Annotated in this window: 15 protein-coding genes and 1 tRNA gene; 10 read left to right on the plus strand and 6 right to left on the minus strand. The window is 59.5% G+C overall.

Translation table 11 applies throughout. The features are described from left to right. Positions 1 to 68: 68 nt before the first annotated feature. Genes HNR60_RS03375 through HNR60_RS03400 form a run of 6 tightly spaced genes read right to left on the minus strand, consistent with a single transcriptional unit; the run spans position 69 to position 3647 of the window. Positions 69 to 383, minus strand: a complete 315-nt coding sequence (locus HNR60_RS03375; protein WP_184254256.1) for a hypothetical protein — start codon at positions 381 to 383, stop codon at positions 69 to 71. After that, complete coding sequence (locus tag HNR60_RS03380; RefSeq protein ID WP_184254258.1) at positions 380 to 1543, minus strand: hypothetical protein; 1164 nt, start codon at positions 1541 to 1543, stop codon at positions 380 to 382. Before HNR60_RS03380 ends, HNR60_RS03375 begins: the two co-directional genes overlap by 4 nt. Positions 1544 to 1595: 52 nt before the next feature. Beyond that, entirely contained in the window at positions 1596 to 1931 is a 336-nt protein-coding gene (locus HNR60_RS03385) for an HTH domain-containing protein (protein WP_184254260.1), read from the minus strand. Then, on the minus strand, positions 1928 to 2623 hold the full coding sequence (locus tag HNR60_RS03390) for a hypothetical protein (protein WP_184254262.1): 696 nt from the start codon (positions 2621 to 2623) through the stop codon (positions 1928 to 1930). Before HNR60_RS03390 ends, HNR60_RS03385 begins: the two co-directional genes overlap by 4 nt. Further along, positions 2523 to 3431 carry a hypothetical protein gene (locus HNR60_RS03395; protein WP_184254264.1) on the minus strand — a complete coding sequence of 303 codons (909 nt, stop codon included), beginning with the start codon at positions 3429 to 3431 and terminating at the stop codon, positions 2523 to 2525. Before HNR60_RS03395 ends, HNR60_RS03390 begins: the two co-directional genes overlap by 101 nt. Before the next feature lie 12 nt (positions 3432 to 3443). Then, entirely contained in the window at positions 3444 to 3647 is a 204-nt protein-coding gene (locus HNR60_RS03400; protein WP_184254266.1) for a helix-turn-helix domain-containing protein, read from the minus strand. Between the two features lie 146 nt (positions 3648 to 3793). Between HNR60_RS03400 and HNR60_RS03405 the strand changes: the two genes are divergently transcribed. The 10 genes from HNR60_RS03405 to HNR60_RS03450 all read left to right on the plus strand — a co-directional run bounded on the left by HNR60_RS03405 (position 3794) and on the right by HNR60_RS03450 (position 13475). Next, positions 3794 to 4195 carry an Arc family DNA-binding protein gene (locus HNR60_RS03405; RefSeq protein ID WP_184254268.1) on the plus strand — a complete coding sequence of 134 codons (402 nt, stop codon included), beginning with the start codon at positions 3794 to 3796 and terminating at the stop codon, positions 4193 to 4195. After that, positions 4192 to 5355, plus strand: coding sequence for a site-specific integrase (locus HNR60_RS03410; protein WP_184254270.1), 1164 nt, complete (start codon positions 4192 to 4194; stop codon positions 5353 to 5355). The genes HNR60_RS03405 and HNR60_RS03410 overlap by 4 nt, the downstream gene beginning before the upstream one ends. Before the next feature lie 69 nt (positions 5356 to 5424). Continuing rightward, positions 5425 to 5514, plus strand: a tRNA-Ser gene (locus tag HNR60_RS03415). A 250-nt stretch (positions 5515 to 5764) separates the two neighbouring features. Then, a complete protein-coding gene (locus tag HNR60_RS03420) occupies positions 5765 to 6919 on the plus strand; it encodes a Fic family protein (protein ID WP_184254272.1) in 1155 nt (384 codons plus the stop codon). 1345 nt (positions 6920 to 8264) lie between these two features. Continuing rightward, positions 8265 to 8597: a hypothetical protein gene (locus HNR60_RS03425; protein ID WP_184254274.1), complete on the plus strand. Its 333-nt coding sequence runs from the start codon at positions 8265 to 8267 to the stop codon at positions 8595 to 8597. A 303-nt stretch (positions 8598 to 8900) separates the two neighbouring features. Next, positions 8901 to 9473: an RNA polymerase sigma factor gene (locus tag HNR60_RS03430; protein ID WP_184254276.1), complete on the plus strand. Its 573-nt coding sequence runs from the start codon at positions 8901 to 8903 to the stop codon at positions 9471 to 9473. Between the two features lie 10 nt (positions 9474 to 9483). Beyond that, complete coding sequence (locus HNR60_RS03435) at positions 9484 to 10263, plus strand: hypothetical protein (RefSeq protein WP_184254278.1); 780 nt, start codon at positions 9484 to 9486, stop codon at positions 10261 to 10263. Between the two features lie 191 nt (positions 10264 to 10454). Then, the gene (locus tag HNR60_RS03440) at positions 10455 to 11102 is read left to right on the plus strand and encodes a hypothetical protein (protein WP_184254280.1); all 648 of its coding nucleotides are present in this window, start codon (positions 10455 to 10457) and stop codon (positions 11100 to 11102) included. Positions 11103 to 11168: 66 nt separating this feature from the next. Further along, positions 11169 to 11504 (plus strand): DUF6634 family protein, encoded by a 336-nt coding sequence (locus HNR60_RS03445; protein WP_246432790.1) that lies wholly within the window; start codon positions 11169 to 11171, stop codon positions 11502 to 11504. Positions 11505 to 11549: 45 nt separating this feature from the next. Further along, a complete protein-coding gene (locus HNR60_RS03450) occupies positions 11550 to 13475 on the plus strand; it encodes an AAA family ATPase (protein WP_184254284.1) in 1926 nt (641 codons plus the stop codon). Positions 13476 to 13482 lie beyond the last annotated feature (7 nt).

Genomic DNA, 13482 nt, shown 5'->3' on the forward strand with positions numbered 1-13482 from the left:
AAGCTTCTGATCGCGCCACGACTTGTCGGTGACCATAACCGTAGGGTTGACCCACCCGTTTTCCCCGTTCATGCCGACACCTTGCGCTTGAGCTTGTTCGACTTCTTCGCTTTCTTTGCAGCGTCGCGCTGCGCCTTCTTCTGCGCCGCGGCCGCCCGCTCCTCTTTCTCGATTTCGATCAGGTCGATTTGCGACATATCCGGCCAAAGGCTCTTCGGCCCGAGCGACATCCAGAACGGCGTGAGGTGGTCGATCTCATGGAAGCGCCGCCGGATCACGCCGTTTCCATCGATCCACACGCACTCGGCGATGTCGTTGGAAATATCCACGACCTTCATCGGCGCGCCGCCGCCCGCGCGGACCATTTGCCCGACGTAACTCATATCGCCCCCTCGAATGACCACTGATCGCCCGTAATTGTGTCGAGAAGCGATATTTTCGCGTTGTCGTAAGCCGGCCGGTCCAGCGTATCCATTTGCCGGCCATTCAATTTCCGATGATGATGCCAGCCGACCGCAGCGCCGCGGACAGCCAGTTCGTCGCGAGGTAACTCACCAGCCAAAACCGCGGTCACGACGTTCGAGATCAAATCGTCGCGCAAGTCGGGATCCATCCCGCGGTGGAACAGCTTGCTCGCCTCTCGATAAAGCTCGTTTTCATTGAGCCCGCGACGCAACGTCTCTTGTTGGTAGATTCGCTTTGGCTGCTTTGCATATGTGGTTCGACGCCATGCCATCTGCTCGCCGATCGCATCGCGGAAGCGCTCGGCAAATCCGACGCTGCGGCGGGAACGATCCCAGATTCCATTGTAGGTCGGCAGATTGTTGCCCAAGACGTCATGGATGGAGCGGCCCCGGTGATTGCGAATAGCATCGAGCGCCGCGTCGTAATCGGCATCGGACCAGGTGCGCTTTTCGACAACCGCCTGCCGGCCGCGCGCCCGATTGCTCGCCTCCCGCTCAGCTACCGCCGTGTTCAATCGCGCCTTGAGATCCGGGCGGGATCGCAGGAAGACGCGCAACTCAGAACTTGATCGGTTCGACGTGGCAGCGAACGCTTCCTTGATCAAAGCTCCATTGCTCACGGCTGCCATGATGCGTTCGATCTGGTCATCGCTCAGCGGCGGGAGCCGATTTGCGACTTTCATGGCTTCCCGATCTGCAACGGCCTGATCGAGCTTCAGCTTCAGTTCGGGGCGCTTTTTCAGAAGCCCAAAAATGACGGTGGGATCGGGAGAGTGCGGATTATTTCGGCAGGCATCCGCCACCGTCGCGCCGCTGCGGATCAACGGCAACACGTCGATAAGCGCCGCGGCGTATCGATCATCAGCTTGCTCTGACAGACGCTGCTTGCGGACGCTCTTGGCAAGCCGGATGCGACGCATCAAGTCAGCATTGCGACTCGCCCGACCGAGCAGCGTTTGCAGCCCAATCAGGGGCGGCTTCAGCAGATGCAGAAGATTGCCCTCGCCCAGCGTCGCGATCGCATCCGCGGTCGCATACATATCGGCGTCAGACCAAACTTTCATCGCGCCGCCCGTCATCTGCGGGACACCGTTCGAAATTGGCCGTTGCGGGTGCATGACTTGCCGCTGATCATGCGCCACCTTTCAGGCCGGGGTCGCGGGGAAGTGGCGGCGCCACCCGCCAGGTGCTGGCGGTCATGCCGCTGGCGTTGCAACGGCGGTCGCCGGTTGCGCTGATCTCGCCAAGCCGGCGCAATTCTGAAACCCGGGGGCGAACGGTCAGCACCGACATGCCGAGCGCGGCCGCGATCTCGTCGGCGGTAACACCGGCCGGATGCTTCGCGATCTCCTCAAACACCACGGCGCGGATGCGAGGCGCACGGGGCGCGATCGCCACCGCGGCGTCTTGAGACGGCCCGAGCGCCTTGAAGCCGGGAGCGTCCGGATAGACATGATCGTCCGTCATGCTGATGTTACCTCGCGGTTAGCACCGGGCAGGCTTCTGGTTTTGTAGATCTCCCGAAGCTGATCGAACGTCGGTGCTCTGCGCTCCGATCCCGCCGGAACATCTGGTCTCCGCTCCAAATCGTTGTATTCGTGCAGATGGGCCGACAGCTTCTGGTAGCCTTCACGAATTACACGGCTCACGCGGTCAGCCATTTCTGGATTTTCCGGCGGTGCCACGGGAGCCACCAGCAGCTTGCGGATGTTGTGACGGTCCATCAGCAGAGACTGCATCGTCTCAACAACCACCTGGCGTAGCCGCGGCGCTGCAGGTGGAAAATCCAGGCTGGCGCCTTCGACCTCGCCAGCCTTGATTTTCGCGAAGCCGTCCCGAATCGCCCAGAGTGGCAGATCAATCAGCACCTCGCTGTAGACCCGCATCATCGCTGCCGCTTCGGACTTCGACGTAGTCCGTGCCGAGTAGAACGCCATCATCAGGACTGCGATCTCGGTCTCAATCTGATGCGCGGTGGCCGGCTTAGTGCGATCGTCGGTGGCGACTAGAAACAGGTTCAAGCGCTGCCGCAGATCGACAGGAAGCGGTTGCGCAAGTTCATCCCCGACCAAGGAGTTGCGGGCGAGTGCCAGGGCCGCCCGATCCGCTGGGCTGATTTGGAGTGACGTCGATGATGCTGCCGAAACCTGATTGCCCATGCTGCTGTTCCCTCGATCGTTCTTCCATGACTGCGACAAATCCGTTGGTCTGCCGTTCGCCGAACGCAGGCGGACCCACGCCACCGCGAATCACCGCCGCGATGTATTCGGCGGGATTTTGTTTCGTCGACGCCTGCTCGATTGCGGCGCGGGCCAACGCGACGTTGCCGCCCTTGGCGTTTTTCAGTTTGACGATCTGACCACCAGCACTCTTGCCGAGAACCTGCTTGCCTCGATCGAACAGTTCCTTTTCCGGGTCAGGCGGCGCCACCGGCGCCCGTTCCGAAGGAACGGAAGTGACTGTGTCAGTGACAGTGACAGTGGCTTCGATGGGGCTTCGATCCCCCTTCGATGCCCCTTTGAAGGGGCTTGCTGTCGGCTCCGAAATCGGCGGTTCCTGCAGGTGATAAGCGGAGCCGTACTTTTCAAAAAACGCCCGCTTAATATGGGGATTTTCGATTTCGTTGAAGAACCTGGCGACGTGCTTGATACGCTTGTCGCCACCCTTCAGAGCGTCCCCGATCTGGTACCGGGCCATTTCATGCACCCACACCGTTTCGGTCTCCGGGTCGACGGTGCAGAAATCGAGTTCGCAGAGCTTGGTAAGCCCCTTCGAAGCCCCTTCGATGGTCCTTCCAGTCTCGATCTTGATGAACTCGACGGGGCATCGAAACACGCCGATGATGTTCGCGTGCGGCGACGTCATCAGGTACATCGCCACCACCTGCGCATCGACGTCCTGCCGCAGGGCGCGCCCTGTCGCGCCGGTCCAGAACGATGGTCGAACGATGCCGTAGTTCATGCTCATCGGCCCGGCCGCCTACTCGGCCGCGCCGGCCCGAGCAAGCAAAGCGTGCAGTGCGTGCTTCGGCACCCGAAGCAGCTTTCCAATTCGGATTGTGGGGATGTCGCCCCTCTTAGCCGCTTCGTATGAACCGTTGCGGCTCAGACCAAGCAACGCTCCGGCCTCCGGAACCTCGTAAACAAGACGATCATCTGCGTTGGAAGTCGCGGTCTCTGCCATAGACTAGCCTTTCCTTGAGTGGGGCCAACTCAGACCCCACGGCTTATATCTACGGTGTTGGCCTGTTTAGTCAATGGGGGCACTTGTGACCCCACTCAATTTTTGCTAGTCCTGTGTGGACGAAACGCCACCAACAGGAACATAGGATGAAAAAGCCATCAGACATCGTTCAATTGAAACTGAGATTTTCCGAACGGCTACGCCGTCGGTTGGAAAAGGCGGCTGACGAGTCAGGGGATTCGATGAATGCGGAGATCATCCGCCGCATAGAGCGATCATTCGAAAAGCAGGATCTGCTCACCGAAGTTCTGACACTCGCCTACGGTCCACAGATGGCAGGCTTGCTGCGGGAAGTCACACCGGCAATCCGAGCCTTTGCCGATTCCGGACTAAACCAGACGCTCACGATTTCTAGGGATGTAAAAGGTAGTTTGAAAGTTGGCTTCAAAGCGTCCGCGGACGGAGAAGTAGATCCACCGACCGACGAAGAATTTGACGAAATGGTGCGCCGACACGCCGCTGTCAGTAAGCCGGAGGGGCAGTCATGAAAGGTTCGATCCGCGAACGCTCGCCCGGCCATTGGGCCATCATTCTTGACGCGCCGGATCCAGCGTCTGGTAAGCGTCGCCGCAAATGGCATAGCTTCACCGGCACCAAACGGCAGGCACAAGTCGAGTGCGCGCGCCTGATCTCGGCGATGAAGGGCGGCACCTACCTAGAGCCGGACAAGACGACGCTTGCGGCGTTCCTGGATCGCTGGATCCACCACATCAAGGCGCACGTCTCTCCCCGGTCCCATGAACGCTACGCCGACCTGGCACGCAAGAACATCGCGCCGCTGCTCGGTGGTATCGTCTTGAGCAAACTGCGGCCTGCGCAGATCGCAGCATCCTACTCAACCGCCCTCGCCAGCGGGCGCCGGGACGGCAAGGGCGGTCTTTCGCCTCGCACCGTGCATCACATGCACCGGGTTCTTAAACAGGCTCTTGGGCAGGCTGTGAAATGGGAACTGCTCAATCGGAATCCCTGCGATGCCGTCGACCCTCCCAAGGTCGAGCGGGTCTCGATGCATACGTTTGATTTGCCGCAGACGGCCGAGCTCATAGACGCCCTGCGCAACACGCGGATGTTGGTGCCCGCCCTGCTGGCGGTGCTATGCGGACTGCGCCGCGGCGAAATAGCCGCCCTGCGTTGGCGCAACGTCGATGTCACAGCCGGTCAGATCGCGGTTGTCGAGAGTGCCGAGGAAACCAAAGACGGCGTCCGCTACAAGGAACCCAAGAGCGGCAGGGCGCGCACTGTGGCGCTGTCGTCAACAATGATCGATGAATTGAAGGCGCACCGCGCACGGCAGGCCCAAGAGCTTTTAAGGCTCGGCGTCCGCCTATCCGATGACTCCTTTGTGGTTGCACAAGCGGACGCCCACCCGTTGAAGCCGACGAGCATCACCCATGAATGGGTACGCCTGCTCGGCCAAACTGCCCTGCCCCGCATCAGGTTCCATGACCTGCGGCACGCTCACGCCACCCATATGCTGGCAAGCGGCGTTCATCCGAAGATCGCCAGCGAGCGCCTAGGTCACTCCAAGGTGGGAATCACGCTGGACCTGTATTCCCATGTTCTGCCCGGAATGCAGGCCGACGCTGTGGTGCGGGTTGACGATGCGCTGCGTGACGCCATAAACAAGCGAACCAAAGGCATTGGGTAGCAAAGCGGTAGCAAACGGCCATTTTTGCCATTCTGCTTCGCAACAATAGCTAAACAATTTCAATTGGATGGAAGGGTGTCCGAGTGGTTTAAGGAACCGGTCTTGAAAACCGGCGTGCCCGCAAGGGTACCGTGGGTTCGAATCCCACCCCTTCCGCCACAAACCTTTGATTGTATTTGGCAAAATCTGTTGACGGGCGAACGCATTTTTTGCAACCATAAAGCGAAAGTGCGTTTCAACCTGCAACAATGCTGCAACAACTTTTTTGTTGCAGACGGCCCGCTCGGAGGCCGACTCCGCAGCGACGTGCCGCTTGCTCTCGGAATCATAGGCCGCCTCCTCTATCCAATAATGATAATGGCGATTATTATAGGATAGCCTATAAACCTAAAATAAGTCGGTTGCCGTTATGGATTTGGGGATCTACGAACTGGACGAACACGGCCGCCGGCTATTTCGACCGGCCATGCCTCCCTTCCCGCCTCTGGAGGACGTCCACGACGTCCTGGAAGCAGCGAATGCCGCGGTCAGAGAGTTTGACCGGCGTCTCACGGAATGGGACCGGCACAGCGCTGTCGGTCGGCTTTTCGCGCGGCTCGATGCCGTCCATTCCTCTGGGGCGGAGGGATCGACCACCACCTTCACCGACCTTCTCGAGTACGAGAGCGCGTTGCGAACGGCGCCGGATGTCGATGACGCCACCATCGTCGCCGCCTGTGCCGATGGCTTGAACGAGGACCTCGCCTGGACGACGCCGGAAGACCTCGTGCTCCTCCTCCACCGGCGCCTTTTCGAAAACCACCGCAACAGGATGCTTGCCGGCGGTGCCGGGCATTTCAAGGCACTTCCGAACTACACGGGTGATCCCGACTTTCCTGGCGGGATGTTCGGTTACACCAGCCCGGCCTCCATCCAAACAGCGCTCCGTGAATGGCGCGACTTCACGCTCGCGACGGCACCGGCGACGCCAGAACTTCTACGACAGGTTCTCTCTCACTGGATGTTCGAGCACATCCACCCAATGACCGACGGCAACGGGCGCATCGGGCGCCTCCTTGTCCCGATCCTGATGAGGCGCAAAGGCCAGACGAGCACCGCCTGCACGTTCTTGGGCGAAGCCGTTCACGAGAACAAGGGCCTCTACATCGGCGTCCTCAAGGACGCCCGCATCACCGGCAAGACGGCTAACTATTCAAGGCAGATGCTTGCATTCATCCGCACGACGGCATCAGCCAACATAAACCGTCTCGATCGGCTGCAATCGATCGAGAAGGATTGGAGAGCGCGCTTCGCAAGGGTCCGTTCCGATAGCGTCGTGCACCGGATGATTGCGTACGCGATGATCAGGCCCGTGTTCACCATCAACGATGCCCAGAATGACCTCGGTGTCAGTTTCGCCGCGGCGAATGGCGCGGCACGAACATTGGCGGATGAAGGTCTGCTGACGGTGCCACAAGACGTGAAACGCAACCGCCTATTCTACGCGGACGAGGTGTTGGGACTGTTCGATCGCTTCCGTCAGAAGTCCCCTTCGAATTCTGCGCCCGAGGGACGCCCTTGCTAGCCCCGTTGAGGTGCAGGACAGTCTTCTAGCCCGCGAAAGGTCGGCACCGGCTCTGCTCGTCATTCAACGATGCCGCTTAAGACCTGCCCCTCAATCTCGAACGATCAAACGGGATTGCTCGACGGCCTCCAAGGCCATTCGAGCCTGAGCTGCGCGGTCCACTGCCAATCGTAGGTGGGCTCCCTCTCCTCGAAAACGCCGAGGAGCCCAAGCCTCTCGGCCCACACGAGGGAACCCGACCACGCCTTTAGAGCGTCTCGCCGCTCGATCAAACACAACGAATAACGCGCCTCCTACAGATTGTGCGTCGTGAGCAACTCGAAAGCAGTTGCGCAATTCCGATTCAAGCCTCGAAACAAACGTTTCGAATCTCAAGACTTCCGTTGCAAAGTTCAATGCACGCGATTCGAACTTCAAGATTTCCGATTCAAAGTTCGAAAACGGCGTTACAACATAAAACGACGTTAGAGGTACCAATACTAACCACATTGGTGACCATCCCTTGAGCTAACGCGTCACTCGTCATCAGGATGAGTTGCACATCTGAATTGAATTGGACTCTGCGGCTCCTTCAACCGGCATGAACCGCGTAAGATCAGTTACCCGCAACGCGCCAACAGTTGCGGTATCCCGATTCAGATCTCGAGATCCCTGATTCAATTTCAATGGACGACGATTCGAACTTCTAGGCTTTCGATTCAATTGCCGAAGCTGGCGTTGCAACTGTCAACGGCGTTGACCGATCGCTAAGTTCGACCACCCGAACGGACGAGAGTGAATGGAAAACCGGCAGTGCAGCCGCCTCAGCACTGCTTCCGCTTTCTGCACATCAGCATGCGCCGTCGACAACCTAGACGCGGTTGCAAGGACACCGTTTGCAGGCCCCGGCAACGCGTAAGCAGTTGCGCATTTTCGATTCAAAGTTCGAGATTTCCGATTCAAAAACTCGAAGTTGGCGTTACTAGAATCGAAGATCGCGTTGCAGATCTCGATGTTTTTGATTCATGAGCTGTGTTCGCGACTTGCTATGATGAAGCGCCTTTTGCAGAGGCCTGGGTCCTTGGCGGGGACTTGCGCCATTCGTAGAGATAGATCGCAAGTCAGGACCGCTGACTTTATGAATCGACCGCCGAGGCATTGCTGCAAAAGCAGCTTGTCACGTTTGAATTCCATCATGCGAGGCGCCGCTGACCTCCGAAAGCAATTGCATTGATCGTGCTCGGCCGCAGGGGCGTTCACCGGCGAGATTTGTCCCTTGCAACGCCATGGTTCAGACTGGAAAGGCTGGAAGTGCGTCTGGAGAAAGGGGCACGACCACCGGCACCGCAAATCGTGAGGAGTTGAGATGAGTAGATCGACCAGAACACGCCGCATTCATCAGGCAGACTACCAGCGCGCCTACCGCGAGCAGCAGAAGGCGCTTCGGAAACCGACCCGGGACGATGTCGCGCGCCTGGCGCTGTATCTCCTGATCAGCGAGGGGCTGAAGGATGGCCAGGAACGCAAGCTTGCCGCGTGGTGCGAGACGGTGACGAACGGCCTGGTCGAACAAGGCTTCGATCGCGATGCCACCCGCCACCGGATCGATCAGCTCATCGAGCGCTGCGCCGATGGATGGGGCTTTCAGCTCAAACGGCACTTGACGCAGCACACCATTGGGCAATCTCAACGAGCGTGATTCCCCCCATTACATCTTCAAACGCCGTTGACGCGTGAATCGCCCAAACTCACTGCAGCCGCAAGGGCAGCAACGCAGTACAGGCTTCGTCACGCCGGCACCTGGAAATTTCACGATCCTGTCGGTGAAACAGCCGCTGGCGAGGTCGGGTTATTAGCGCGAGCAAGAGCAAGGAATACGGCGACAGGCCAAGATTGAGGACCAGTTCAGAAGAACAGAGCTCCAGTCCACAAAATAGGACAAAGATCCTAGACAAGCCGGACGGATCCTGCCAGGTTGCCCTCGTCACGAGAGGAACAATCGATGTCTTACAAGCTCGCCGACCAATTCGTGGACCGCGTCATCGCCATGCGCCCTGAATTGCTGCGGCATGCGGCGCTTCTGATCGGCAAGCGGACCGACATCGGATCGCCCGAAGATTTTGTCCAGGATACGCTGGTCACTGCCTTACAGAATGCGGACCGCTTCGAAGATTACGGCCTTTCTGGATGGCTGATTGCGATCCTACACAACCACATTCGCAACGCGCGTCGACGCCAGCGCCGCAATCCGACGTCGCGATCGCTAACGGAGACGGCGAGCAGTGACGAGGCCGAAATGATCGAGTTTCCCGTCGCCGCAACGCAGGAACTAACGCTCGAAGTTGAGGATGTAATGGTTGCGCTGCGCACTTTGTCCGTGGCGGACCAGGAAATCATTCGGCTGGCACGGATCGAGGGACTGCCCCTGGAGGAAATTGCAGAACGGCTCGGCGTACAACTTGGCACGGTGTACTCCCGCCTCTCGCGGGCAACGACGAAGCTCCGCGCCGCGTATGACGCCACCCCCGACGCAGCGACGATGCGCGCGAGCGTTCCTAACCGTCGTGCGGCGTGAGGATACTCTGATGGTGTTGCGAATTTATCTTGTTGGCGGATTCAATGGGGGCTCGGGCCGCACCTTGACCGCGGCGCTCCTGGCTTACGGACTGCACCTTCAAGCCCACCCGACGATGCTTGTGCGGCAGACCTACGAGGGCTCTGTCTCGACGATCGACCCGATCGAGACGACACTGCCACTGCCTTGCTGCGATTTAATGCTGCCGGCACCCTATCAACTTCCGGCTGATCTAACTGCCGGCCTAGTGACGACGATTCACGGCGCTGACGCTCGATTCACGATGGCCTTGATGGAGAGAGCGACGGCGGAGATCGGCAGTGATGGGGACGTCGTGGTGGACCTTTGCTGCCACGAGCGCGCCCTGAATGCAGCGGCGATCCGCGATGCCGCGGTGATCCTTGTGCCGGCTCGGGCGTCGGTGCCCGAGATCGATTGGGCCGTCCGCAGCATCAGCTATATTCGCGACACACAGCGTTACCGGAACACCCCGGTGGCAACGCTGCTGGCGACCATTGCTCCGGAAAGCGAGCGAGTCCGCCAGATGGCATTGCTAGGCGGCATGCTGCGCGATTGCGATCCGGAGCGCGATCTCATTCCGGGTGAGCCGGCGGACATCGTTGTCGACGTCCCCTTTCTTGACGCAGCCTCTCTGACCGCCCTCCTGGATGAACGTCCCATCTGGCGGGATCCGCAACTGATCGAGCGCTGCCGCGCGTTTGCAGCAGCGGTGGCCGTTCGCGCCGACAGGTGCATGACCATGCTGACGGAGGACGCCGATGACCTCTGATCGTCACGCTTCCTCCCCTGGGCTCCCTCGGAGTGTTGCCGGAACATCGGCTGGGCGCTGCCGCGTCGGCTTGCGCCAATGCACCCTTGTTCCGGGAGGACGGGGTTGCATCGGAGCGTTTCAACGCTGGAGCATGGGACCGCCGGTCCACGGGCAGATGCCGCCCAATCCGCTTTGGGACTAGCGTATTCATGTCCAAACCACAGCGTTCCGATGATCAGCAGGACTCCGTCGCGAAGATGCTGGCGAGCATCCGCGACATGGCCTCCGCCCTCTTCTTCCCGCCGAAGAACACCGTTCGCTGCGTCTGCCTTCCGATGTTCCGGATACAGGTGGCGCGCGATGTCGGCTGCCTGCTCGAGATCGATCCGTCGGTGATTTCAGGGACCTGCTTGCCGATGGTCCTGAGCCGACGCGATCGGCACCACTTTCCGGATTTTGCAGTAAACCGGGCAATTGGGACCCGTCTCGTTGATGCCGTTCCTGTCTTGGGGAAACGGACGCCTCCGGAATGGGTCCGCGAAGCCGCTCAAGTGCTCGGCTACCACTACGAGACGTATCAAGAAGCCGATCTGCGTGGCGATATCCGGCTCGATCACGCCCGTGACCTTCTCCAATATGCGGCCTATCGAATTTCCTTAGGGGGTCGCGTTCGCATCATCATCACCTTGCTCGAGGAAAGCGGCTCCTCACCTCTGTCAAGCTGCCTGCAAACCATCAGCAGCGGGCACGACGCCATAGCAATCACCGCTGCGCTGGCCCTGCAACGCTTCATCGAAATCGAACTCGACGACGCTGGCATCGAGCCCGACACCGCAATCTTCCGCTTCCGCGGCTGATCCTTCCCCCTCCCCGTCTATTTTCACCGGGCGTACGCAGTGCGTCCAGATGCAATGGAGCACGTCATGTCGTACATGGTCACTGGCCGCATTCCCGTTCCCGAGCTTCGATCGGATATCGACCGCCTGCGTCGTCTGTCGGAAGACCTGGAGCGTATCAGGCGCGGAGACCATCCCAGCCCTGCGAGGATTGCCAAAGCTCCGGTCCTGAACAACTGGGAAATGGCACAGCGTCTCGATTTGTGCCTGACGGGCATTGTGAACGGCCATCCTATCATCAGCGATGACAAGCATAGTTACACCTCGTCGCTGTGGGTGATCTCACCGGAGCTGGGCTACGCCAGGACGTTCTCTCGTCTCTACAGGCTGGGTACCCCATTCGTCGATCCAAGCCTCCACTGAGTGCGGCTAGTCCTCGCCAGAGTTCGCCTCCGAATGGAGCCATCAATGAATTTGAGAAACCTTTCGAGACCGCTCGTGACCACAAGCCGCCGTCCGACAGACGTTGGCTTGGCGGTCGCACGGCATCTTCTCGTTCGAGCCCTGCGGCACAACAACCTTCATCATGTCTTGTCGGGGTGCCCCAGCGCAGTCGGATTTATCCTGAACAACCCGGCTGATGCCGAATCATTCGTCGAGGCAGGTCGGACGCTTCATCGAAACCAGGTTCGATCGAAGCGGGTCATCAGACCCGAAATCCTGCATTGGGATAGTGAGGCTACCGTCCGACGCACCCGCGATAAGGAACTCGGCAAGACCTTGGCATCCAGCGATCACGTCATTGGCTTCGCTTACAGTGCCGATGCTTTTCCGCTGCCTTTCCGCCTCGCAGCCGATGGTATCGTCCCGCTTCCATTCGCCGACCTGTCGGCACTTAAGGCTGCGTCCCGCGCGGCTGGAATCCGCGGCGTCCCTGACGAAGTTCTCGCAACCGCGGTTGGAGAACCGCTCTCGTTGCTGAGCATCCTGATTAAGCCAGGACGGAGCACGCGCCACATCGTACGGAGCTTAAGGCAAGTCAAGACGGAACAGCTCGGAAGGAGCCGTCGCAAGCCTTCCTCCGTGACGACGATGCCAAGCCTCGACGATCTCCACGGGTTTGGCGAAGCCGCCATCTGGGGGCGCGAACTCGCTAAAGACCTGAATGAATACCAGGCCGGACAATTGGCATGGGCCGATGTAGATCGAGGCGTTCTCGTCAGCGGACCAACGGGAACGGGCAAGACGACCTTCGCGCAGGCACTAGCCGAAACCTGCAAGGTTCCGATCCACATTCATTCGCTCGCACGATGGCAGGCCAAGGGGTACCTCAACGACCTTCTGAAGGCCATGAGGCAAGCCTTTAGCCACGCCATGCAGGATACCCCAAGTATCCTGTTCATCGACGAGCTCGACTCCTTCGGTGATCGCGAAATTCTCGATGGAAAGAACGAGCAGTATACGCGGGAGGTGATCAACGCCTTCCTGGAATGTCTCGATGGCGTAGAGGGCCGAGAAGGCGTGGTGGTCGTTGGCGCCACCAACTTACCGGACAAGATCGACAAGGCAATTCTTCGGCCGGGCCGATTGGGAAAGCACGTCAGAATCCCCCTGCCTGATCTCGACGCTCGCGTTGGGATTCTGCGTCACCACTTAGGAGACGACATCGTCTCTGCCGACCTGGCTGACATTGCTTCCCGGCTTGAAGGTGCCTCCGGAGCCGTGATCGAACAGGTCGTACGGGACGCGAGGCGAAAGGCCCGCTCGGAACGTCGTCCCATGAATTTTAGCGACCTGCTGCACGGCCTTCCCGCCCGGATCGTGCAATCCGACGAGGCTTTTTATGAATCCTGTGTACACGAGGCGGGCCACGCAATCGTTGGCCACTATCTCGGAAGCCAGGCGGGAAACCGGCTGATCGAAAGTCAGGTCTTCCGGGAAGTGGGAATGGACGGTTCTGGTGGCAGGACGACCATGCGGCAAATTCCAGGACGAAACCTGGGAAAAGCTGCGTATTCCGCTCAGATTGCGATCCTGCTTGCGGGCATCGCGGCCGAAGAGGTTATTTTCGGTGACCATGCCGATGGAGGCGGTGGCGGGGATGACTCCGATCTCCACCAAGCAACGCTGATTGCGGCGACGATGGAGATCTCACTCGGACTGGGGGCGAGCCTCGTCTACCTCTCGTCCAGACGCCCCGACGAAGTGCTGGCGCGACTGCAAATTGATCCCCTGCTCCGCCAAATGGTTGCGAAGATCATGGACGGATGTTTCCAGCGGGCCAAAGGCATAATTGCGGACCGGTTGGCTGAACTCAACCGAATTGCTCGGCTTCTGAAGGAACGCGGATATGCCTCGGCAGAGGATATCGAGCGCGAAACAAATGAACCTTGAACTCAGC

Source organism: Rhodopseudomonas rhenobacensis (assembly GCF_014203125.1).
Classification (GTDB): Bacteria; Pseudomonadota; Alphaproteobacteria; order Rhizobiales; family Xanthobacteraceae; genus Rhodopseudomonas_A; species Rhodopseudomonas_A rhenobacensis.

Bases quoted from the DNA above. Each gene is read 5' to 3' on its own strand.
- HNR60_RS03440 (WP_184254280.1), top strand. From the start codon at position 10,455: ATGTCCAAACCACAGCGTTCCGATGATCAGCAGGACTCCGTCGCGAAG.
- HNR60_RS03405 (WP_184254268.1), top strand. From the start codon at position 3,794: ATGAAAAAGCCATCAGACATCGTTCAATTGAAACTGAGATTTTCCGAA.
- HNR60_RS03395 (WP_184254264.1), bottom strand. From the start codon at position 3,431: ATGAGCATGAACTACGGCATCGTTCGACCATCGTTCTGGACCGGCGCG.
- HNR60_RS03435 (WP_184254278.1), top strand. From the start codon at position 9,484: ATGGTGTTGCGAATTTATCTTGTTGGCGGATTCAATGGGGGCTCGGGC.
- HNR60_RS03430 (WP_184254276.1), top strand. From the start codon at position 8,901: ATGTCTTACAAGCTCGCCGACCAATTCGTGGACCGCGTCATCGCCATG.
- HNR60_RS03425 (WP_184254274.1), top strand. From the start codon at position 8,265: ATGAGTAGATCGACCAGAACACGCCGCATTCATCAGGCAGACTACCAG.
- HNR60_RS03450 (WP_184254284.1), top strand. From the start codon at position 11,550: ATGAATTTGAGAAACCTTTCGAGACCGCTCGTGACCACAAGCCGCCGT.
- HNR60_RS03400 (WP_184254266.1), bottom strand. From the start codon at position 3,647: ATGGCAGAGACCGCGACTTCCAACGCAGATGATCGTCTTGTTTACGAG.
- HNR60_RS03420 (WP_184254272.1), top strand. From the start codon at position 5,765: ATGGATTTGGGGATCTACGAACTGGACGAACACGGCCGCCGGCTATTT.
- HNR60_RS03385 (WP_184254260.1), bottom strand. From the start codon at position 1,931: ATGACGGACGATCATGTCTATCCGGACGCTCCCGGCTTCAAGGCGCTC.
- HNR60_RS03390 (WP_184254262.1), bottom strand. From the start codon at position 2,623: ATGGGCAATCAGGTTTCGGCAGCATCATCGACGTCACTCCAAATCAGC.
- HNR60_RS03375 (WP_184254256.1), bottom strand. From the start codon at position 383: ATGAGTTACGTCGGGCAAATGGTCCGCGCGGGCGGCGGCGCGCCGATG.
- HNR60_RS03410 (WP_184254270.1), top strand. From the start codon at position 4,192: ATGAAAGGTTCGATCCGCGAACGCTCGCCCGGCCATTGGGCCATCATT.
- HNR60_RS03380 (WP_184254258.1), bottom strand. From the start codon at position 1,543: ATGACGGGCGGCGCGATGAAAGTTTGGTCTGACGCCGATATGTATGCG.
- HNR60_RS03445 (WP_246432790.1), top strand. From the start codon at position 11,169: ATGTCGTACATGGTCACTGGCCGCATTCCCGTTCCCGAGCTTCGATCG.